This window comes from Gillisia mitskevichiae (genome assembly GCF_003634585.1).
Lineage (GTDB): Bacteria > Bacteroidota > Bacteroidia > Flavobacteriales > Flavobacteriaceae > Gillisia > Gillisia mitskevichiae.
In genome coordinates this window covers 112094-133360 of the sequence record NZ_RBLG01000005.1, presented here as the reverse complement: position 1 = coordinate 133360, position 21267 = coordinate 112094, and the positions used below count along the sequence as shown (strand labels likewise).

The following is a 21267-nucleotide window of genomic DNA, read 5'->3' as shown; positions in this document are numbered from 1 at the left end:
TTTTCTATAAAATATAAATTAATCTATTCTCCTAGAAAAGGGTATCTGTAATCTGTTGCTGGAACAAATGTTTCTTTTATCAACCTTGGAGAGATCCATCGTAACAAATTCAATTTAGAACCTGCTTTATCATTAGTTCCACTGGCTCTTGCTCCACCAAATGGTTGTTGTCCTACTACAGCTCCAGTACACTTATCATTTATGTAGAAGTTTCCAGCTGCATTTTGCAAGGCTTGAGTTGCTTGGTTAGCTGCATATCTATCTCCAGAAAGAACAGCACCGGTTAATGCATAAATACTTGTTTCGTCAACAAGCTTCAATGTTTCTTCCCATTTATTATCATCATACACATAAATTGTAATAACTGGTCCGAACAATTCAGTTTCCATAGTAGTGTAATGAGGATCTGTTGTAAGCATTACTGTTGGTTCAATAAACCAACCTTCAGATTTATCATAATTTCCACCTACAATGATCTCTGCATTTTTATCCTTTTTAGCTTGATCTATATATTTAGCTAATTTGTCAAAAGAACCTTCATGGATCACAGCAGTAATAAAGTTGCTCATGTCTTCTGGAGAACCCATTTTAAAAGAATTTACATCATCTACTAGAAATTCTTTAACATTTGGCCATAAACTTTTCGGTATATAAGCTCTAGATGCAGCACTACATTTCTGACCTTGAAATTCAAATGCTCCTCGTGCAATTGCAGTAGAAACTTGTTTTGCATTTGCGGTTTTATGCGCCAAGATAAAATCTTTACCACCAGTTTCTCCAACAATACGTGGGTAGGTCTTGTACTTATCTATATTAGCACCAATTTTTCCCCAAATTCCTTTAAAAACACTTGTGCTTCCTGTAAAATGAATTCCGGCGAAATCTGGACTAGCCAATACAGTATCTGTGATCATAACAGGATCTCCCATTACCATATTTATAACACCATCTGGCACTCCAGCTTCTTTAAAAACTTCCATGATTACTTGTGCAGAAAAAACCTGACTATCACTTGGTTTCCATACTACTGTATTTCCCATTAAAGCGGCACTTGCTGGAAGATTTCCGGCAATTGCTGTAAAATTGAAAGGGGTGATTGCGTATACAAAACCTTCCAACGGACGGTATTCTAATCTATTCCAAACTCCTGAAGAAGATTCTGGTTGCTCTTCATAGATTTGAGCCATATACTCTACATTGAACTTCAAGAAATCTATCAATTCACATGCAGAATCAATTTCAGCTTGAAAGATCGTTTTGGATTGCCCGATCATTGTTGCTGCATTTATTCTTGCTCTGTAAGGTCCTGCGATTAAGTCGGCAGCTTTTAAGAAAACTGCAGCTCTTTGCTCCCAAGGCAATTCTGCCCAAGTAGTTCTTGCCTCAAGACAAGATGCAATAGCTTGTTCTATATGTTTTTTCTTGGCTAAATGAAATTTACCAAGATCGTGTTTATGATTATGTGGAGGATGCATACTCATTGTATCTCCAGTGCGAATCTCTTCAGAACCTATGTACAATGGAACGTCCATTTTTTCGTTGTACATATCTTTATAAGTAAGCAACACTTCCTCTCTTTCAGGTGATCCCGGAGCATAAGACTTAATAGGCTCATTAATAGCTGTCGGAACTTGAAAAAATCCTTTTCCCATAATTATTTTTTAGATGTTTCTATTCGGTTTTAAGGCCGTAAATATAAAAAAAATTAACCGAGATACCTTGAGTTCCAGAGATAGAAGTTCAACTACAAATTAAGTGAAGATGTCGTAAATTGGGATTTCTAACATGAGCCTATGTGTACGGTAACATTAATACCATTTCCAGTTAAAAAAACAGGTTTTATCCTTACTTCTAATAGAGATGAAGCTGCAGATAGGAAAGCGCTTTCTCCAGATTTCTATCTGGAAAATGGTGTAAAGATGCTTTACCCAAAAGATAAACTTGCCGGTGGAACTTGGATTGGTTTAAGTGAAAGAAAAAGATTGATCTGTTTACTAAATGGTGAGTTTAAACCGCATGTTAGAGAAACTAATTATCGCTTAAGTAGAGGGGTGGTTGTAAAAGATCTTTTAGCTACAATTTCTATAGATGAAGCTGTAGAAAACTATGATCTCGTAAATATTGAACCTTTTACAATTATAGCGGTAGATTGGAATTCACATTTGCGTTTTTTAGAACTTGTTTGGGATGGTAAAATTAAACACTTCCAAGAGCTAGAATTGAAACCTCATATTTGGTCATCGTCGCCGCTTTATTCTTCTGAAATGAAAAAGCAGAGAGAAACTTGGTTTCAAGAATTTCAACAAAAGAATATAGCTGATGCAAACTCTTTGTGGAATTTCCATTTTTCAGCAGGAGTTGGAGATCCAAATGTAGATGTGGTTATGAATAGAGGCTATGTGAAAACCCAAAATATCACTCAAATTGAAAGTAGTCATGATCTTACGGAAATGCGATTTATGGACTTAAAGGATAGAGATAAGATTGAGCTAAAATTTTAAATGAAGAGTTTTGATCACTCCTAAAACTCAAGGCCTAAATATCAATCTAAGATATTAATTTAGAGCAAATGGTGCACTCAGTTTAAAGGTAGGAATTGCAACTTTAAATTTTTTAGAACTTGTGAAGTTGATCATATTATAATAGCCAGTCATAGATCCAAAAGGTGAAGAAAGTAGACAACCACTGCTGTAGGTGTGTGTTTCACCTGGTAATAGAATAGGTTTTTTACCTATTACACCTTCTCCCTGAACAATTTCGGTATCCTTAAGAGCATCTTTGATATTCCAAAATCTGGAAGTTAATTGTACCGAATCTTTACTCTGATTTTCTATAGTTACGCGATACCCAAAAGCAAAGTGGATCTTATAGTTCTTATAAAATGTGCCTTCGAAATTGGTCTCTACGGAAATTTTAATTCCACATGTAACTTTTTGAACCATAATTATCTAATTGCGAAAAAAGTGAGCACAGAAATAAATGCCGCTATCACAGCTAAAGTAAGAAATATAAAATTTAGAGCCATAAATTTAACAATAGTCACAAATCTTCCTTCATTATAAAAATTCCGTAGAGCCTTATACAAGTAGAACAGAAATATTAAAAGAGCAAATATCATGCATATCTCCGATTGGAAAATTTGGTCTAATAGGTAACCAATTAAAAGAAATACAAAAAATGTACTTTGAACATGAAAAGTGAAAACTAAATGCTCCATATAATTAATGGGCTTGTAACAGTAGAAAAGCCAAATGATCAAAGCGAAAACAGGTAAGTAGAAAAATATGATAAATGGAGATTTACTAATAAGGTATTCTATAAATATTTTCGGGTTGTTCTTTATGATCTCTGTATCTACAGCTTTTCTGTATAAATATCTATTCCAAAACTTATTAGTATGGTCTAAACTATCTATTGCCTCTTCTGGATTTATAATATTTGTTTCATTATAAAAATCTGAATAAAGTCCAATTTGTTTAAAAGAGGATTCTAATAAATTTAAAGTGTCTAATTGTTCCTGAGCTAGATAGCGGTCTTTGTAGTTTTTTGGTTTAGCAATTATTGGTTTATTGGATAAAATGGAGTCTATATCTATTTCATTTCCAAAAGGAACTTTTTTGATCTCCTCATTTATTTTTGTTTTTTCCTCATCTGATAACTGGTTAACTTCTTCATCTATTTGACTATCTGCAAATGAGCCGATACTTGTGGTTTGAAGCGAAAAGCTCCAAACAATAAAAAAGATAATGGAGATGCTTAAAAAAAACCGAAACGGATTGGCATATCGAGTACGTATCCCGCTAACATAATCTTTAGTGATCTTTCCAGGACGAAAAATAAGTGTGCTTAAAGTTCTTCTCATTCTGGAATCGTAAGAGAATATTCCAGCGAAGAATTCTATAAAAAAGTCGTTAAAAGATAGTTTCTTGGTACTGTTTAGTTGTCCGCAATTCGAACAGTATTTGTCGCTAATGTCTAAGGGATGGTCGCAATTTAAACAAGAAAGACCACGGTACTTTGTTAAGGAGCGTTCGCTCTTCATGAGCCAATATTTTGAAAGTTGGTTAGTTAGAGATATTCAAGGAACTCGCATTTCCAAAACCAATAATTTGATCGTATCTCGCTCCCAGATCTCTAAAATACACTAAAACTTGGTATTCATTTTCAGTCACATCAAAATTTCCACTAATAAATCCCTCGTCTAATGAACCGTCTTTGTTTAATAGGACATATTTATAATTATAAAAACCTTGCTTTATAAGAAGAGTGTTTTCATAGATGCCAGAAGTTTTATTGTATTTCATGAGAGTAGTTTCATCTAATTCAAAATTATTGAAAGCGCCAAATAAATGAAGCTCTCCTCCGTCTAAAGGATCGTAATTCTGAAGTTTAAAATGAGTCCACACATATTCTGCTTCAATAGAAGGATTTTCGCCTTGTAAGGTTCGAATTACAAATTGTCCGTTAATATCTGGGTTGTACGTGTAGGGTTCAGTAGCTCTAGATCTATCTGCAAAAAGAAAGTGGTTGTATAGTTCATTTAATTCAATTCGGCCAATATCTAGAGTGGTAGACCGAATGTCTTTACTGTCAAATTGTAAATACTCATTGCCAGCGAGAAATGAGGTTTCTTGATCATATTTATAGATCAATTCATTTCCAATAGTATACTGTGGAGTTATATTGTGAATAGCCGACTTTAAATTATGGTTTTTAGTAATGATTACTTTTATTGTGGATTCTGGATTTCTAATTAAAAAATCTGGAGAATTAATGCTGAAATTAACTACTTGCCTAGAATTAATATACTTGAGGTCACGGGATCTTTTTATATCAAGTTTTACTTGAGCAATTGGCTTATAAACCATGAATTTTCTTGAAAAAACCAACTCCTCATTTTCATTTAAAATTTTAAGCATGTAATTCCCGCTAAGCTTTAAAGATTTGGTATCTTTATTTGGAAATGTGAGATTGTAGTGGGTGTATCCTTGAAGGGTGTTGTAAGAATTATTATAGTTGCTAATTCTCACGTTATCAAAACCATTTAAGTATTCAGATTTTTTTAATTCTGAAGGCGTCCAGTCGTAATTAAAATGCTCAATTTTATAATAATAATTAGCTTCGTCGCCAATGATATCGTCAAATTCTAAACTAATTGATTCTCCCAGCTGCAAAACTGGATTTCCTGAAACATTACCGTTACCTTTAAAAATAATACTTTTTATATAATTGGGAGGTAGAACTTCCTCTTGCACTTGAGCAATCGAAAACGTTACCCAAAGAAAACAAATCGAGCTAAGAATAGTATTCATTTAATTAGATATTAGAATAAAGGCAATTACAAATTCTATTCCCATTATTTTATGTGGGTACTTTAACAACTTAAGATTTAAAATTATCCAATTTCTTTGGGAGTTGTAGGGTTAAAATTAGTAAATTTGCACACTTTAAAAAATAAATTTAATATACACTTCATCCTATGTCAAAAGACATTCGAATTAAAAGAGGGCTTACTCTACGTTTAAAAGGGGAGGCGGAAAAGCAAGTTGTTGAGGCCCCTAGGTCTAAGACTTACGCAATTAAGCCTCCAGATTTCTACTCGGCAGTACCTAAAATGGCTGTTAAAGAGGGAGCCACAGTTTTAGCAGGTGATGTGCTGTTCTTTTCTAAATACGATGAGAAATTAACATTTACATCTCCAGTTAGTGGAACTCTAAAAGAAATTAAACGTGCAGAGAAGCGCAGAATTATTGAGGTTATCGTGGATGCAGATCCTACAGATAGTTTTAAGGATTTCGGAAAAATGAATGCTACAACTTCTACAGCAGAAGCTGTTAGAGACCGTTTGTTCGAGAGCGGTTGTGGTGCATTTTTAAATCAACGTCCTTACGATATCGTTGCTTCTCCAGAAGACACGCCAAAAGCGATCTTTATTTCTGCAGTAAGTACAGCGCCTTTATCAGCAGATATAGGTTTTGTGCTGAAGGATAAGGTTGCGGCTTTTCAAGAAGGAATAAATGCACTTCAAAAATTAACTTCAGGAAAAATACATCTTTCAGTAGATGATTCTTCAGAAGCAGTTTTAAAAGGAATTACAGGAGTAGAGCTTCATAAAGTTACAGGGCCACATCCTGCAGGTAATGTTGGTGTTCAGATCCATAAGATAGATCCTATTAACATAGGTGAAAGAGTTTGGACAGTTGGGGCAGAGGATGTTTCTATTATTGGTAATGTGTTCTTAACTGGCCAGTATCATCCAGATAGAACCATTGCTTTATGTGGAAGTGAAGCTAAAGATCATAAATACTATAAGATAAAGATTGGAGCAAATTCTTCAGATCTTGTTGGTCAGGTATCAGATGATGTTAGAATTATTTCTGGAGACGTTTTAACCGGAACTAAGCTTTCTAATAATCAATATATAGGATTTTTTAACAATACTCTTACTTTAATTCCGGAAGGAAATAAATATAGAATGTTTGGATGGTTACCATTCACTTATAATAATATTCATTCCCATTCCAAAACTTCTCTTTCTTGGTTGTTTCCGAAAAAGAAGTACGCTCTTACTACCAACTTAAATGGAGAAGAACGCGCTTTAGTGGTTACGGGAGAAATGGAAGAAGTGTTACCAATGGATATCTATCCTATGCAATTGCTAAAAGCATGTATAGCTGGTGATATCGAAAAAATGGAAAATCTTGGGATCTATGAGGTGGCTCCAGAGGATTTTGCTTTAATAGATTATGTAAACACTTCAAAATTGGAGGCTCAAGACATTATTCGTCTTGGCTTGGATTTAATGATTACCGAAGTAGGTTAAAAAGTTGAATTATGGAATGGATTAGACAAAAACTAGATCAATTTAAAGTGCCTTTTAATAAAGGTAATAAGTTAGAAAAGTATGCTCCGGCAATAAATGCATTGGACACTTTTTTATATACTCCAAATCATACTACCAAAAAAGGAGCCCATGTTAGGGATGCTGTAGATTTAAAGAGAACCATGATAACCGTGGTACTTGCTTTAATTCCTGCGCTTATCTTTGGAATGTGGAATGGAGGATACCAATATCTTTCTCAAATACAATCTGAAGTAGGATTTATGGAAGCCCTTGCTCATGGAGCATGGAAAATTCTTCCAATGATCGCTGTTTCTTATGGAGTTGGTTTAGGTATCGAATTTGCTTTCGCGATCTTTAGAGGACACGAGGTAAATGAAGGTTATTTGGTAACAGGACTTTTGATTCCTATGATTATGCCAATAGATATCCCATTGTGGATGGTGGCACTTTCAGTAATATTTGCCGTAGTAATTGGTAAAGAAGCTTTTGGAGGAACAGGGATGAATATTCTTAATCCTGCATTAACAGCTCGTGCCTTTGCATTCTTTGCGTATCCAACTTTCATGTCTGGAAATCAGGTTTGGGTAAGTGAAGCATCGAATATAGATGGTGTTTCTGGTGAAACTATTTTAGGAACCCTTGCAGCAGCTGGGAAGGAAGCGCCAAATGTTACTTATAGTGCACTGGATATGTTCTCTGGACTTATCCCTGGTTCTATCGCAGAAACTTCTACTATTTGTATCCTAGCGGGAGCGCTTATATTAGTGCTAACAAAGGTGGGAAGCTGGAGAATAATATTAAGTGCTTTTATTGGTGCCTCTGTAATGGCATTAATTTTCAATGCCTTACCAAACATGGGAATAGAAGGTAATGCCTTAACAAATTTCCCTTGGTATCAACACTTAATCATTGGTGGATTATCTTTTGGAATTGTGTTTATGGCAACAGATCCTGTTTCTGCAGCACAAACCTTAAAAGGAAAATGGATCTATGGATTCTTAATAGGTTTCTTTGCAGTAATGATCCGTGTATTCAATCCGGCATATCCAGAAGGAATTATGTTAGCGATATTATTAATGAATGTATTTGCTCCGGCAATAGACCATTACGTAATTCAAGCAAACATTAATAGACGTAAAAAAAGAGCGGTAAGCGCCTCCGGACAAATTAAAACAGCAGTTTAGTTATGGAAGAAATACCAGTAAATAAAACGAACACCAACGGCTATACATTTATGTTTGCCATTATAATGGTGGTAGTGGTAGCAAGTGTATTAGCTTTTACAGCAACAACACTTCAGCCAATACAAAATGAAAATGTACGTCAGGAAAAAATGCAAAATATCTTGGCTACTGTTGGGATAGAGACTGAAAGAAGCGAAGCTGAAGGATTGTATGACAAGTGCATTACAGAAACTGTTGCTTTAAAAGAAGACGGTAGTGTAGATGAAAAAGCTGATGCTTTTACCGTGGATCTTGCAAGAGAGTTGAAGAAACCAGGAAATGAGCAAGTATACCCATTATACATTGCAAATATAGATGGTGCTAAATATTATATTATTCCACTTAGAGGAAAAGGTCTTTGGGATGCTATCTGGGGATATGTCTCTTTAAAGGATGATGTAAATACAATTAAAGGAGCCGTTTTCGATCACAAAGGAGAAACTCCTGGATTAGGTGCAGAGATTACTCAAACTTGGTTTAGAGAACGTTTTGCAGACGAGAAGATATTCGATGGAAGTGGGAATCTAATAGGCGTTTCTGTTGTAAAAGGAAATGTTGGACCTTCTAATAAAGAGGATAATAAAGTAGATGCAATTTCTGGTGCTACAATTACTGGAAATGGAGTTTCAGATATGATCTCTGAAAGATTACAACATTATCTACCATATTTCAAAAAGCAAAAGGATATTAAAGTAGCAATTCAGTAATTATGGCTATAGATACTAAAATAGCTTCTGAAGCAAAGGAAGCAAAGAAAAAAGAAATGATTTTATTTCTTTCTAATTCTGAAGAAAGAGAGCATTTCTTATCGAAGAATAATCGAAAGTTATTAAGCGATCCGTTAAATGACAACAACCCAATTACGGTACAGGTTTTGGGTATTTGTTCGGCATTAGCAATTACGGTTCAGTTAGAACCTGCAATTGTAATGGCTTTAGCTGTTACAGCAGTATTAGCATTCTCTAACATGATCGTTTCATTAATAAGAAACTTGATCCCAAATAGAATTAGAATTATCGTTCAATTGGTAATTGTAGCATCTTTGGTAATTTTGGTAGATCAAATCTTAAAAGCATATGCCTACGATGTAAGTAAGCAACTTTCTGTATTCGTTGGTCTTATTATTACAAACTGTATTGTAATGGGACGTTTGGAAGCTTTTGCTTTAGGGAACGGAGTTTATAAATCTTTCCTTGATGGAATTGGAAATGCAGCTGGATACGGAGTAATTTTAATAATAGTAGCCTTTTTTAGAGAACTTCTAGGATCTGGTAAATTATTTGGTTTTGAAGTATTAGGACATAAAGCAGCAGTTGCAGCAGAATCTACTGGATTGTATGCTTATGGATATGAGAATAACGGATTAATGTTATTATCTCCAATGGCACTAATTGTGGTTGGTATCATTATATGGGTACAACGTTCAAGAAACCGTAAATTAATAGAACAAAACTAACAGCGTTAAAGCACTATAAAATGGATTATATAAATTTATTTGTTAGAAGTATTTTCATAGAAAATATGATTTTTGCCTACTTTTTAGGAATGTGTTCCTACTTAGCAGTGTCAAAAACAGTAAAAACAGCAGTTGGTTTAGGTGCGGCAGTAATATTTGTACTTGCCATTACAGTTCCAATCAACTTTTTGTTAGATCAATATTTACTAAGACCGGGAGCATTACAGTGGTTAAATCCTGAGTATGCTAGCGTAGATCTTAGTTTCCTAAGTTTCATCATGTTTATTGCGGTAATTGCTTCAATGGTACAATTGGTGGAAATGGTAGTAGAAAAATTTGCTCCAGCTTTATATGGCGCATTAGGGATCTTTTTACCACTTATCGCAGTGAACTGTGCTATTTTAGGTGGATCTTTATTTATGCAACAAAAAAGTTTTACAGCGGTATCTGAAGCTATTACTTATGGATTAGGAAGTGGTATTGGATGGTTTTTAGCAATTCTTGCTATTGCCGCCATTAGAGAAAAGATTGCTTATTCCAATGTTCCTGGTCCTTTAAAGGGATTAGGGATAACCTTTATTATTACAGGGTTAATGGCAATTGGTTTTATGAGTTTTATGGGAATTGAATTATAATAAAAAGACACAACAATGACAGTTATTATAGCAAGTGTAATTGTATTTTTAGTACTTATACTCTTATTAGTTTCCATATTACTGGGCGCTAAAGCAAAATTGGTGCCTTCTGGACCAGTTACTATTAGTGTGAATGGAGAAAAAGATCTTCAAGTAGGATCTGGTGGAACTTTACTTTCTACCCTTGGTGAGAACAAATTATTCTTACCATCTGCTTGTGGTGGTGGTGGAACTTGTATCCAATGTAAATGTATAGTTACAGATGGAGGTGGAACTATTTTACCAACAGAAGAACCTCATTTCACAAGAAAAGAGATCGCTCAAGGATGGAGACTTGGTTGCCAAGTTAAGGTAAAAGAAGACATGAAGATCCAGATTCCTGAGGAGGTATTTGGTATTAAAAAATGGGAGGCTACCGTAGTTCGTAATTACAATGTAGCGTCGTTTATTAAGGAATTCGTAGTAGAAATTCCTGAAGTAATGGATTATAAAGCAGGTGGATATATTCAAATTGAAATACCTCAATGTGAGGTGAAATTTGAAGATATGGATATAACTGCCCATCCAGATGAACACCCTGGAGAGCCGGATAAGTTTAAAGATGAATGGGATAAGTTTAAGCTTTGGCCTTTACAGATGAAAAATACTGAAACGGTAGAACGTGCTTACTCCATGGCTTCTTATCCTGCTGAAGGTCGTGAGATCATGCTTAATGTTCGTGTAGCTACACCTCCTTTCGATAGAGCTAAGAATGGGTGGATGGATGTAAATCCTGGAATTGCTTCTTCTTATATTTTCTCAAGAAAAGAAGGTGATAAAGTTGTTATCTCTGGACCTTATGGAGAATTCTTTATTAATGAAAGTGATTCAGAAATGCTATATGTAGGTGGTGGAGCTGGTATGGCACCAATGCGTTCTCACTTGTATCATTTATTCAGAACCCTTCAAACAGGAAGAAAAGTTAGTTACTGGTATGGAGGACGATCTAAAAGAGAATTATTCTACACAGAGCACTTTAGAGCTCTAGAAAGAGATTTCCCGAACTTTAAATTTTACTTAGCTTTATCTGAACCAATGGAAGAAGATAATTGGAAAGTAAAGGATGGAATTGAAGGAGAAGGAGATGGATTTGTAGGATTTATTCACCAAGTGGTAATAGACAATTATTTGCAATACCATGATACGCCTGAAGATATCGAATATTATTTCTGTGGACCTCCTTTAATGAATAAGGCCGTAGAAAAAATGACCGAGGATCTAGGTGTACCTCCAGAAAATGTAAGATTCGATGATTTTGGTGGGTAAACCATGATCAAGATTTAATATAATAAAGACCGACCTATGTAAATAGTCGGTCTTTTTTTTATTAGCTGTTTAGCAATAATCGTATTTTTGAAAAGTATGAAAGAGAAATTATCAGATCAGGAATTACATAATCTTGCTATGAATATTGTAGGCAAGGAATTGGAAGATAATGGATACGAGTTTCTTGGTGTGAATAGCCAATTAAAACGAAATCCTCAATTTGTTGCTTTAAAGGACACGAAATTGAATTTTGTTATCGTTCGTGCTATCCCATATCCTGTGGATCCTAAATATTATGATCCCCAGTTATTGAAAGTCATTAAGGAGCACGCATTAAAATTCAACGCGAAAACTTATTATGCGGGAGTTGGCCTTGCAAATTCTGAAGATTATGATCAACCTGTATTAAAAGTTGAAGCTTACACCGTAAATTATGAAGGTCTACAAGAGATTTAAATTCAAAATAGTACTAGTCACCTTTTCATTTGGATTTCTAATTACTAGCTGTGCTAAGAACCAGAAGGCTCAAGTTTTTACAGGTGAAGCTTTAGGAACAACCTATCAAGTGAAATTTTTTCATGATACAGAACTTCCAATAGAAAAAGGATTGGATTCTATTTTTGAAGTGATTAATAGGTCTATGAGTACCTACCAACCGGATTCAGATATCTCTAAGATCAATACTGGAGACACTTCCATTGTAATAGATAATAACTTCAAAAAAGTTTTTAAAGCTTCAGAAAAAATTTACTTGGAGAGTAATGGCTTTTTTGATCCCACAGTTGGCAATTTGGTAAATGCTTATGGTTTTGGTCCGGAGAGTAGAAAGGACAGCTTAAATACCCGTATAATAGACTCTTTGTTACAATATGTCGGTCTCAATAAGCTTAAGCTTACTTCTGAAAATAGAATTGTTAAGGATCTTCCCGGAATATATTTAGATTTTAATGCAATAGCGAAGGGCTTTACAGTAGATGTGATCGCTGAATATTTGAATTCTAAAAAGGTAGCTAATTATTTAGTAGAAGTAGGAGGAGAGCTCGTGGCAAAAGGTTCTAATATGGATTCTGAAGAACCTTGGGTGGTAGCTATAGACGATCCATTACAAAAAGAAGGGGAGCGGGAATTTGAAGCTACATTATATCTAAAAGATAGGGGAATGGCAACTTCTGGAAATTACAGAAAATTTAGATTAGATTCCTTGAACGGTCAACGGTATGTTCATACTATAAATCCTATAACAGGAAGGTCTGAAAAGAGTAATTTATTAAGCGCTTCTGTACTGGCTAAAAATTGTGCATTAGCAGATGGTTATGCAACAGCATTTATGGCTTTGGGGCTGGAGCGTTCTCAAGAAATGTTATCTAAAATCAAAGATGTGGATGTTTATTTTATTTATGCTGAAGATGAAGAAGTAAAAGTCTTTAGCACTCCCGGATTTAAAAAAGTTCTGAGAACCGAATAAGTTCTTACTTTGAGCAAACTGGAATGACCTCTCCTGGAGCTAGCCTATATGAGTCAATTTCTGAAGGAGTCAACATATTTGTATAATCCACTTCTTTCACCTTAAAACCTATACTTCTTAGCTTATCAAAATAATCTCTCCCATAAACCCGAACATGATCATATTGCCCAAAGATCCTTGCTCTTTCCTTTTTGGAGGTGATAGAATTATCTTCAAAGGTGGTAGCTCTGTTTAATTCTTGAGGAATCTGTAGAATTGCGATCCCACCCGGTGACAAAACTCTATAAAGTTCTTTCATTGCCTTTGTATCATCTGGAATATGCTCCAAAACATGATTACAAAGTATAAAATTGAAAGAGTTATCTTTAAAAGGTAAATTGCAAATATCAGCTTTTACATCTGCTAAGGGGGAATTAAGGTCTGTAGTTGTATACTTTAGATTTTCCATTTTTTGGAAGCGCTTATAAAAAGCCTGTTCCGGAGCGAAATGTAAAAGCTTAATTTTTTCAGTGAAAAGCCCCGTTTCATTTTTTAAATATAGCCACAGTAATCGATGACGTTCTAGGGAGAGGGTAGAGGGAGAAAGTACATTTTCCCGTTGTTGCTCGTACCCATAAGGTAAAAACTTACGAAAGGATTTCCCGTCTATAGGATCTGTATATTTTGAGCCTCTCAAACCTAATGCTATCACCGGTCTAATTAAATAACTGGCTCTAATTAATAACGGACGTGGAATTTTATTCAGAAAAAATTTAAATGCCTTTTGGATCATACCTCAATATCACCCCAGTTCTCACCAGATTTTATTCTGTATAGCTGCATTTCAGAAACTCCAAATTGCTTAGCTAATATGCGTATTCTAGTTTTTCTATTTGGATCTAATAATTTCTTTTTTAAAATTACTGCCTGCGAGTAGCTTAATTTAGAATAGGAGGTTACTTGTCTTAGCTTACGCTTCATTTTGTTCTCCTTTACATTAGGATTCCCAAACTGATGTTTTGTCCATTCTTCTTTATTGGTCCATGCTAAGTTTGAAACTTGGTTTTCTTGTTTCTTATAATTTTTATGGATCACAAAAAGATCATCTTCTTTCTTTTCAAGAAAACACTCGGCGATGATTCTATGGAAATAATAATTCTTCTTTTTTCCATTTTTTAGATTCACTACAAAAGATAAATAGCCTGCAGTTCTACCACCTTTTATAAGTTCGCCTTCTGGGTTTTTAACGAAACTTATTACTCTTCCATGGTTGGAGATTTTATACACAAATCTATCCTGCCATGATTCATCGTGGTAGGTTACCCATTGCTCTTGTCGGAAATTCTTAACCATAAACTTTAGATCTAAATTTGTCTTCTTCGTTACTTGTAATTCCTAATGCTTCGTAGATATATTTAAAGGTAGAAAGCAATTCTGGCTTTCCATCTACCAATGCTACATTATGTTCAAAATGCGCACTAGGTTTATTATCTGCAGTTAGAATTGTCCAGCCATCATTAAGCTGATTGATATTTTTTGTTCCAAGATTGATCATAGGCTCTATAGCTACAACCATTCCTTCAATAAATTTTTTCCCGCGCCCTCTTTTGCCGTAATTCGGCATTTCTGGATCCTCGTGCATGGTTTTACCTAAACCATGACCTACAAGCTCTCTAACTACCCCGTAACCATGATCTTCGCAATATTTTTGAATAGCGTACCCAACGTCACCAACTCGTTTGCCAGCTCTAAATTCGTTGATGCCTTCGTAAAGTGATTCTTTTGTAACTTGTAATAATTTTTTGGTTTCCTCTGCAACCTCGCCAATAGGAAAAGTATAAGCATGATCTCCATAAAATCCATTTTTTATGGCTCCACAATCAATAGAAATAATATCACCTTCAACTAAAGGATTATTATTAGGAATTCCATGAACCACTTGTGCATTAGGGCTCATGCATAACGTATTTGGAAAGTCATACAAACCTAAGAATCCAGGTATGGCATTCTGTTCTCTAATATACTCTTCAGCTAATTTGTCTAATTTTAATGTGGTGATCCCGGGTTTTATTTCTGAAGCTAACATTCCTAATGTCCTAGAAACAACCAAAGCACTCTCACGCATTAATTCAATTTCCTCTTTGCTTTTGGATATAATCATAATTTCGATTTAATAAAATTCAGGATTCGCTTACCTGATATTTCTTTTTTCTTCTTATTTGTAAACTTTGCTTTCTCTGGGGAGGAGGATAATTCATGATAAATTTCACCCCAACCGCGAAGTCCGCCAATATTTCTATCATCAATAAAAATGTCTGCCTGAATTTTTCTACTCAGCGACTCGTCGTATATCTCTTCGGGGTAACTTTTATTTACAGCATAAAAATCGATCCCTTTTTGATTGCAGAATTTCACAGCTTCGCGTAATTCTTTACCAGACCTATAGGTCCACAGGATCAATAAATGCCCATCTTTCTGTAGGTGGAGTAATGTTTCTATTGCAAAAAGGATAGGTTTACCAATTTCCGGGTACCTATTTTCTACTATAGTTCCATCAAAATCTACAGCAATGGTTTTGGTACTATACATGCTGCAAAATTACTAAGAAAAATGCGTTAATAAAATTCACAATATTGTAGGGATATTCTTCTATTTATTAGTTGGCATAGGAGTTCTTGTACTCTTCTCCAGAAACAATTTTAGCAAAATCTTCTTCTATAGATTCTCTTGGATATTCTACAAAACGATTTACTTCTTTTCCATCTTTTAAAAAGATCACAGTTGGAACTCTATTTAATTCAAATTCTTTTTCAATATTATCTGTAGTTGTCTTTTGTCTATTTACTCCATAAAAAGTAAGTTTAGACATATCATAACCAGCTTCTTCTAAGATCTTGAATACCTTTGGAGTCTCCCTTCTGCTATCTGGACACCAAGTTCCCATAAAGGCAACTATCTCATAGTCTGAAATATTCTTTTTTATCGTAGCCATGGCTTCAGGGGAAGGATTAAATTCATTATATCCATCATTGAACCATTTAGAAAACGCTTCTTGTTCTAGATCTGCTTTATTAAATTCTCCTACTAACATTCCTTGTTGCATATTAGATTTAGTTTCTACTTCTACAGCTACCTCGGGTGAACTATTAGTTGAAGCCGATGTTGTAGTAGATTCGGTAGTATTTGTTGTTTTACTTGCGTTACCACAACTTGCCAAAAATGCGAATGCTAAAAGGTATAAACTAATTTTCATATTATTCTACTTGTATTAAATTAAAGGTTCTTGGGTCATTAATTCTGGTTTGGTAATTCCCATTAACTTAAGAATAGTCGGAGCTATATCTCCTAAATTACCATTTTTTATGGATTTTATATCTTTATCTACTAATATTACAGGCACTGGATTGATGGTATGGGAAGTGTTTGGTGACCCATCTGCATTCATCATTACTTCACAGTTACCATGATCTGCAATTAACAAAATGCTATAATCATTATCTATAGCTGTTTCTACTACTTTTTGTGCACACTCATCTACCACTTCACAAGCTTTTACAGCCGCTTCCATAACCCCGGTATGGCCTACCATATCTGGATTAGCAAAATTAAGACATATAAAATCTGTTTTTCTAGATTTTAGCTCTGGAATAATTTTATCTCTAATTTCATAAGCACTCATTTCGGGCTGCAGATCATAGGTGGCAACCTTTGGAGAATTGCACATTATTCGTGTTTCGCCCTTAAATGGTTTTTCTCTTCCGCCTGAAAAGAAAAAGGTAACGTGAGGATATTTCTCTGTTTCGGCGATTCTAATTTGAGTTTTCCCCATATATTCCAATACTTCCCCTAACGTGGTCTTGATATTCTCTTTTTTGAAGACAATATTTATATTGGTAAAACTATCATCATATTTAGTCAAAGTAACATAATACAAAGGCATTTTCTTCATAGAAAACTGTGGCATATCTTCCTGAGTTAGCACCTGTGTCAATTGTCGTCCTCTATCTGTTCTAAAGTTGAAGAAAATTACAACTTCATCATCTTTTAAAGTTGCAACTGGCTGCCCAGCTTCATTAGTAAGTACTATTGGCTCTATAAACTCATCTGTAATACCATTGTTATAGCTTTCTGAAATTGCTTCAACAGCATTGGTGGTTTTATGGCCTATTCCAGATACAATAAGATCATATGCTTTCTTAACTCGTTCCCAGCGCTTATCTCTATCCATAGCAAAATATCTTCCTATAACTGAAGCTAATTTGCTATTCGTTTTCTTTAAATGTTCTTCAATTTCAGCAATAAAATTCACGCCAGACTTTGGATCTACATCACGACCATCTGTAAATGCATGAACGTATTTCTCTTTCACCCCAAACTCTTCAGCAGCGCTTAATAAACCTTTTAAATGATTGATATGAGAATGTACGCCACCATCACTTACTAAACCCATAAAATGAATAGGTTTATTGTGCTTAACTGCATAATCAAAGGCTTGTTCTAATACGGGCTCACTTATTAGGCTGTTGTTTTGAACAGCCAAATTTATCTTTGCAAGATCTTGATAAACAATTCTTCCCGCACCTAAGTTCATATGTCCAACCTCGCTGTTACCCATTTGTCCATCTGGTAATCCTACATTCATTCCGTGAGTAAGAAGTTGTGCATTTGGATAATTTTTAAATAGACTGTCTATAAAAGGAGTGTTGGCTTTGGAAATTGCAGAAACTTTAGGATCCTGAGTGATTCCCCAGCCATCCAAAATCATAAGAAGTACTTTCTTGTTCATAGGTTACTTGTAAGGGTGTAAAGATATAAACTATAAGTAGGCTTGTTAAAATAGTCCTATTAATATTTTATTAAAATCAAACTTTAATTAAATTTTTTAGATCATCAAAAATGAAAAGTTTAAGGTATATAGTCCTGAGATCATTTTGAAATAAGAAATTATAAAACCTTAAAATTTTAACCGTTAAATTTTCTTAATTTTTTTTAAGATTTCATAAAATAAAACTGGGTAGTAGTCGTTATCATATCTATTGTGTCCAATAAAGTAAAATTTAATTATTTGAATACAAGTCAATTAAATGTTTTTATCGCTAAAGAGTAAATAAAACACGGTAAAAGACTTGTTCTGATTTTATTTTTGTAAGTTGGCATAATGTTTGGAAAATATTAACAATTCTCAATAATTTTAATTTCTTTATGTCGTATAAATTTCTAACCGTACTTACTTTCCTTACTTTTTCTTTTGCTTTTACCACCACCGAAACGCTTGATGCAACTAACATCACGGAAAATCCAGTTGCATTAAAAGAAACGGTCAAAATAAACTTAACTTTTGAAGAAGAAATTAATAAGGTATATACTGAATTTGTAGATAATAATGCAAGTGTTCCAGATTTGGACAGTTTTAAGAATGGAATGATTGGTTACTATAAATTATCCGAACAAAATGCATTTGATAAAAACATTCTTACAATTATAGATTTTACCCTTTCCTCTACAAAAAAAAGAATGTGGGTTTTAGATATGGCTAATAACAAAGTTTTATTCCATACGGTTGTAGCTCATGGTAAGAATACGGGAAGCGAATTTGCTACAAAGTTTTCTAATAAAGTGAATTCTTTACAAAGTTCGTTAGGTTTTTATGTAACTGGAGAAACTTACTATGGTAAGAACGGTTACTCCATGTTTATAGATGGAATGGAAAAACAGTTTAACTCTAAAGCTAGAGAGCGTTATGTTGTAGTTCACGGTGCTAGTTATGCAAATCCTTCCTTTGCTAATAAATTGGGAAGACTGGGAAGAAGTTATGGTTGTCCTGCGTTACCTACCGCACTTAATAATGATATTATAGATGTTATAAAAAATAAGTCGGTCATCTATATTCACTCTGCAGATAAAACTTATTTAAATGATTCTGAAATGATCAAGGCTTAGAAACCTTATTTAGTTCCTTTATAATCTTTTCGTCGTAATTATAAATGTCTTCTGTAAACCTCGGTTTTTCATTTTCTAACCATGCTGTCCAGTATAAATGATGCACCTTCACTCGTTGTTGCACCCTAACTTCTGTCAGCTTTCCAGTTTCTAGAATTTCATTAATTTTTTCTGTTTTATAGGTTGGCTGATCGCTCAATAAATATTCAGCAAGTTCCATTACATGTTCTACTCTAATACAGCCAGAACTTTGCGCTCTGGAATTCCGTGAAAAAAGAGATTTAGAAGGCGTATCGTGTAAATAGATCAAGTGTTTGTTTGGGTAAATAATTTTTACTTTGCCCAACGGGTTCGAGCTTCCAGGTTTTTGTCTATAAGTATAGGATTTTACTTTATTACTATTCCAATCTACTTCACTTGGATCCAGCTTTACACCATTGGAACTATAGACGTCTATCTTTTTTCGGTTAAGATAATTTGGATCTTTTCTCGCTCCCGGAATCACATCCTTTGTCTTTATGGTTGGAGGGATCGTCCAATTGGGATTAAAAACAATATATTTTATTTCTTCTGAAAAGATTGGGGTTTTTCTAATATCTGTACCCACCATTGTTTTATGGCTTCTCACAAGCTCGTCGTTCTTAACAACATCCAAGTGATAGTTAGCAATATTTACTAAGATATAATGATCTCCAAGGTCTCTAGGATACCATCGCCAACGTTCAAGATTGGCTAGAATTTGGTTGTATCTGTCTTTATAATCAATATTTAATAATTTAATGGTGCTGTTTCCAATAATACCATCAGATAACAGTCCATTCTCTAGTTGCAATTGTTTAATTGCATCTTGGACTGGCCGGGAATGATCATTACTAAAAGTATCTATATCTTTTAGATATCCTAGCGCCATGAGTCTAAACTTTATTTTTGGTAATCTAACATCTTGCATTCCAGGTTTTATCATTTCTCCGCCATCAATTTCCTGGAATTTATCAGAATCCAACATCTTTTCTTTATAAACCTTTAAAGAGGTGATGAGTTGGTTATATACCGGATGATTAGGCCTTAGCTTATTAAATGCAAGATCTAAATTATTTTGAGCCAATGCGTTTTTAAGAAGAAGACTAAGATTTTCCCGATTTTTTGGGATATCGAAGATCTCATGAATTTTTTGTGGATCGGTTTTACCATTTAGTAAGTGGCTACCGAATTGAAAGTAGGCATCTGTAAGCAAAATGTCATACCTACTTTTTTCATCATTATTTTGAGAGTTTAAACTGGACTCAATATTTTCAATTTCCTTACCATGATAATCTGCAAAATATAGACCTTCAACTTCAGCGTTTTTAAGAATTTCAATAAAATCTTTTCGCATTTCATTATTACTCCATGCAGAGGAGTTTTCTCTTTCAGCATAAAATTTCTTAACAGAGTCGCTTAAAAATAATTCTTCTGCTAGAGGGTTGGAGAGAATTTTTGAAATAGATTTTTTAGTCCCGAGTGGAGTGTTTTCAGATATTTCCTGTATTGGATCTATTTCCGAAGTATCTTCATTGTTGTTTTTACAGCTAAACATTAAAAGCAAAGTGAGTACCGCAATAAGTGTAACTTTTACAGAAAACTGATTTAGGAGTTTTAATAAAATCATACTTCTAATTTTTTCTTGCTTTTAAAGTGTTTGAACATTACAATATGCTCACAAACACCTGGTACTTCAAATTTATTCCCAAAACTCTCGTAGCCATGTTTTTTATAAAAATCTATGGCAGTAACTCGAGCATTAAACCATAAAAATGGATCTTGATTTTCTTGTTTTATTTTAGATTCTCCTTCTTTTAAAAGTAAACTTCCTATTCCCAAACCTTTATGTTTGCTTAAAACCGCCATTCCTCTAAGTTGAAATTGAGATATGGGTTCAAAAAAAGGGTTGCTGTTTTTCATAAAACTAGCAACCCCAATTATTATATCATTCTTAAAAATCCCTAAATGAAATGTTCCTTTGGAATCATCGCCTGGGAATTTACATTCTGTTGCAGGTCTCCCCGGTCTCAAAACTTCATTTCTCAACGAATAGGTGGCGCTAGCAGAAATTAATCGGATAGTGAAGGTAGCGCTCATGTTAAAGATTTAACTAGCTAAAACGTCTCTGTATTCTTTTATTTCATCAAATTTAACTTCAGCAAAAGGACATAGAGGATCAATTTTATAATTTTTCTCTCTAGCATATTCTACACTTCTTTGTAATAGCATAGATGCTAAACCCTTTCCTTCCAATTCAGATCTTGTTTCAGTATGATCTATTACTAAAACACCATTATCTTGCTTTGAGTAAGTGAGTTCAGAAGTTATTCCTTTGTCATCCTCCATATAGAACATACCTCTAGTATCGTTCTCTTTGTGTTTTATTTCCTGACTCATAT

The 21267-nt window shown here is 34.2% G+C and carries 23 protein-coding genes; 10 read left to right on the top strand and 13 right to left on the bottom strand.

Features of this window, described 5'->3' with window-relative positions:
* Positions 1 to 23 precede the first annotated feature (23 nt).
* On the bottom strand, positions 24 to 1652 hold the full coding sequence (gene pruA, locus BC962_RS14735) for an L-glutamate gamma-semialdehyde dehydrogenase (protein WP_121346787.1): 1629 nt from the start codon (positions 1650 to 1652) through the stop codon (positions 24 to 26).
* A 141-nt stretch (positions 1653 to 1793) separates the two neighbouring features.
* Here pruA and BC962_RS14730 point away from each other — a divergent pair, with 141 nt between their 5' ends.
* Positions 1794 to 2501, top strand: a complete 708-nt coding sequence (locus BC962_RS14730) for an NRDE family protein (protein WP_121346786.1) — start codon at positions 1794 to 1796, stop codon at positions 2499 to 2501.
* Between the two features lie 54 nt (positions 2502 to 2555).
* Here BC962_RS14730 and apaG read toward each other — a convergent pair whose 3' ends face one another.
* The 3 genes from apaG to BC962_RS14715 are packed head-to-tail and all read right to left on the bottom strand — an operon-like array spanning position 2556 to position 5312.
* Positions 2556 to 2942, bottom strand: a complete 387-nt coding sequence (gene apaG, locus BC962_RS14725) for a Co2+/Mg2+ efflux protein ApaG (RefSeq protein ID WP_121346785.1) — start codon at positions 2940 to 2942, stop codon at positions 2556 to 2558.
* A gap of 2 nt (positions 2943 to 2944) precedes the next feature.
* Positions 2945 to 4042: a DUF3667 domain-containing protein gene (locus BC962_RS14720; protein WP_183075521.1), complete on the bottom strand. Its 1098-nt coding sequence runs from the start codon at positions 4040 to 4042 to the stop codon at positions 2945 to 2947.
* A gap of 22 nt (positions 4043 to 4064) precedes the next feature.
* Complete coding sequence (locus tag BC962_RS14715) at positions 4065 to 5312, bottom strand: type IX secretion system plug protein (RefSeq protein WP_121346784.1); 1248 nt, start codon at positions 5310 to 5312, stop codon at positions 4065 to 4067.
* Between the two features lie 167 nt (positions 5313 to 5479).
* On the opposite strand from BC962_RS14715, the gene BC962_RS14710 reads away from it, so the two are divergent.
* The 8 genes from BC962_RS14710 (at position 5480) to BC962_RS14675 (ending at position 12928) form a co-directional block, all read left to right on the top strand.
* A complete protein-coding gene (locus tag BC962_RS14710) occupies positions 5480 to 6823 on the top strand; it encodes a Na(+)-translocating NADH-quinone reductase subunit A (RefSeq protein ID WP_121346783.1) in 1344 nt (447 codons plus the stop codon).
* 11 nt (positions 6824 to 6834) lie between these two features.
* Positions 6835 to 8028: an NADH:ubiquinone reductase (Na(+)-transporting) subunit B gene (locus tag BC962_RS14705; protein ID WP_121346782.1), complete on the top strand. Its 1194-nt coding sequence runs from the start codon at positions 6835 to 6837 to the stop codon at positions 8026 to 8028.
* 2 nt (positions 8029 to 8030) lie between these two features.
* Entirely contained in the window at positions 8031 to 8774 is a 744-nt protein-coding gene (locus tag BC962_RS14700; RefSeq protein WP_121346781.1) for a Na(+)-translocating NADH-quinone reductase subunit C, read from the top strand.
* A gap of 2 nt (positions 8775 to 8776) precedes the next feature.
* Positions 8777 to 9523, top strand: coding sequence for an NADH:ubiquinone reductase (Na(+)-transporting) subunit D (locus BC962_RS14695; protein ID WP_121346780.1), 747 nt, complete (start codon positions 8777 to 8779; stop codon positions 9521 to 9523).
* A gap of 20 nt (positions 9524 to 9543) precedes the next feature.
* A complete protein-coding gene (gene nqrE, locus BC962_RS14690) occupies positions 9544 to 10158 on the top strand; it encodes an NADH:ubiquinone reductase (Na(+)-transporting) subunit E (RefSeq protein WP_121346779.1) in 615 nt (204 codons plus the stop codon).
* Between the two features lie 15 nt (positions 10159 to 10173).
* Positions 10174 to 11463 (top strand): NADH:ubiquinone reductase (Na(+)-transporting) subunit F, encoded by a 1290-nt coding sequence (gene nqrF / locus BC962_RS14685; protein WP_121346778.1) that lies wholly within the window; start codon positions 10174 to 10176, stop codon positions 11461 to 11463.
* A 96-nt stretch (positions 11464 to 11559) separates the two neighbouring features.
* On the top strand, positions 11560 to 11919 hold the full coding sequence (locus BC962_RS14680; RefSeq protein WP_121346777.1) for a Na(+)-translocating NADH-quinone reductase subunit F: 360 nt from the start codon (positions 11560 to 11562) through the stop codon (positions 11917 to 11919).
* The gene (locus BC962_RS14675; RefSeq protein ID WP_121346776.1) at positions 11897 to 12928 is read left to right on the top strand and encodes an FAD:protein FMN transferase; all 1032 of its coding nucleotides are present in this window, start codon (positions 11897 to 11899) and stop codon (positions 12926 to 12928) included. The genes BC962_RS14680 and BC962_RS14675 overlap by 23 nt, the downstream gene beginning before the upstream one ends.
* 4 nt (positions 12929 to 12932) lie before the next feature.
* Here BC962_RS14675 and BC962_RS14670 read toward each other — a convergent pair whose 3' ends face one another.
* The 6 genes from BC962_RS14670 to gpmI form a co-directional block, all read right to left on the bottom strand.
* Complete coding sequence (locus BC962_RS14670; protein WP_121346775.1) at positions 12933 to 13700, bottom strand: class I SAM-dependent methyltransferase; 768 nt, start codon at positions 13698 to 13700, stop codon at positions 12933 to 12935.
* Positions 13697 to 14260 carry an NUMOD4 domain-containing protein gene (locus BC962_RS14665; protein ID WP_121346774.1) on the bottom strand — a complete coding sequence of 188 codons (564 nt, stop codon included), beginning with the start codon at positions 14258 to 14260 and terminating at the stop codon, positions 13697 to 13699. Before BC962_RS14665 ends, BC962_RS14670 begins: the two co-directional genes overlap by 4 nt.
* Positions 14253 to 15068 carry a type I methionyl aminopeptidase gene (gene map / locus BC962_RS14660; RefSeq protein ID WP_121346773.1) on the bottom strand — a complete coding sequence of 272 codons (816 nt, stop codon included), beginning with the start codon at positions 15066 to 15068 and terminating at the stop codon, positions 14253 to 14255. The genes BC962_RS14665 and map overlap by 8 nt, the downstream gene beginning before the upstream one ends.
* A complete protein-coding gene (locus BC962_RS14655; RefSeq protein WP_121346772.1) occupies positions 15065 to 15496 on the bottom strand; it encodes a BT0820 family HAD-type phosphatase in 432 nt (143 codons plus the stop codon). Before BC962_RS14655 ends, map begins: the two co-directional genes overlap by 4 nt.
* A 67-nt stretch (positions 15497 to 15563) precedes the next feature.
* Entirely contained in the window at positions 15564 to 16160 is a 597-nt protein-coding gene (locus BC962_RS14650; RefSeq protein WP_121346771.1) for a thioredoxin family protein, read from the bottom strand.
* 15 nt (positions 16161 to 16175) lie between these two features.
* Complete coding sequence (gene gpmI, locus BC962_RS14645; protein ID WP_121346770.1) at positions 16176 to 17693, bottom strand: 2,3-bisphosphoglycerate-independent phosphoglycerate mutase; 1518 nt, start codon at positions 17691 to 17693, stop codon at positions 16176 to 16178.
* Between the two features lie 416 nt (positions 17694 to 18109).
* On the opposite strand from gpmI, the gene BC962_RS14640 reads away from it, so the two are divergent.
* Entirely contained in the window at positions 18110 to 18847 is a 738-nt protein-coding gene (locus BC962_RS14640; RefSeq protein WP_121346769.1) for a murein L,D-transpeptidase catalytic domain family protein, read from the top strand.
* Here the strand turns inward: BC962_RS14640 and BC962_RS14635 are convergent.
* The 3 genes from BC962_RS14635 to BC962_RS14625 are packed head-to-tail and all read right to left on the bottom strand — an operon-like array spanning position 18837 to position 21265.
* Positions 18837 to 20495 (bottom strand): L,D-transpeptidase family protein, encoded by a 1659-nt coding sequence (locus BC962_RS14635; protein WP_121346768.1) that lies wholly within the window; start codon positions 20493 to 20495, stop codon positions 18837 to 18839. The two genes, BC962_RS14640 and BC962_RS14635, sit on opposite strands and share 11 nt — an antisense overlap.
* Positions 20492 to 20965 carry a GNAT family N-acetyltransferase gene (locus BC962_RS14630; protein ID WP_121346767.1) on the bottom strand — a complete coding sequence of 158 codons (474 nt, stop codon included), beginning with the start codon at positions 20963 to 20965 and terminating at the stop codon, positions 20492 to 20494. The genes BC962_RS14635 and BC962_RS14630 overlap by 4 nt, the downstream gene beginning before the upstream one ends.
* Before the next feature lie 9 nt (positions 20966 to 20974).
* Positions 20975 to 21265 carry a GNAT family N-acetyltransferase gene (locus BC962_RS14625; protein WP_121346766.1) on the bottom strand — a complete coding sequence of 97 codons (291 nt, stop codon included), beginning with the start codon at positions 21263 to 21265 and terminating at the stop codon, positions 20975 to 20977.
* Positions 21266 to 21267: the final 2 nt, after the last annotated feature.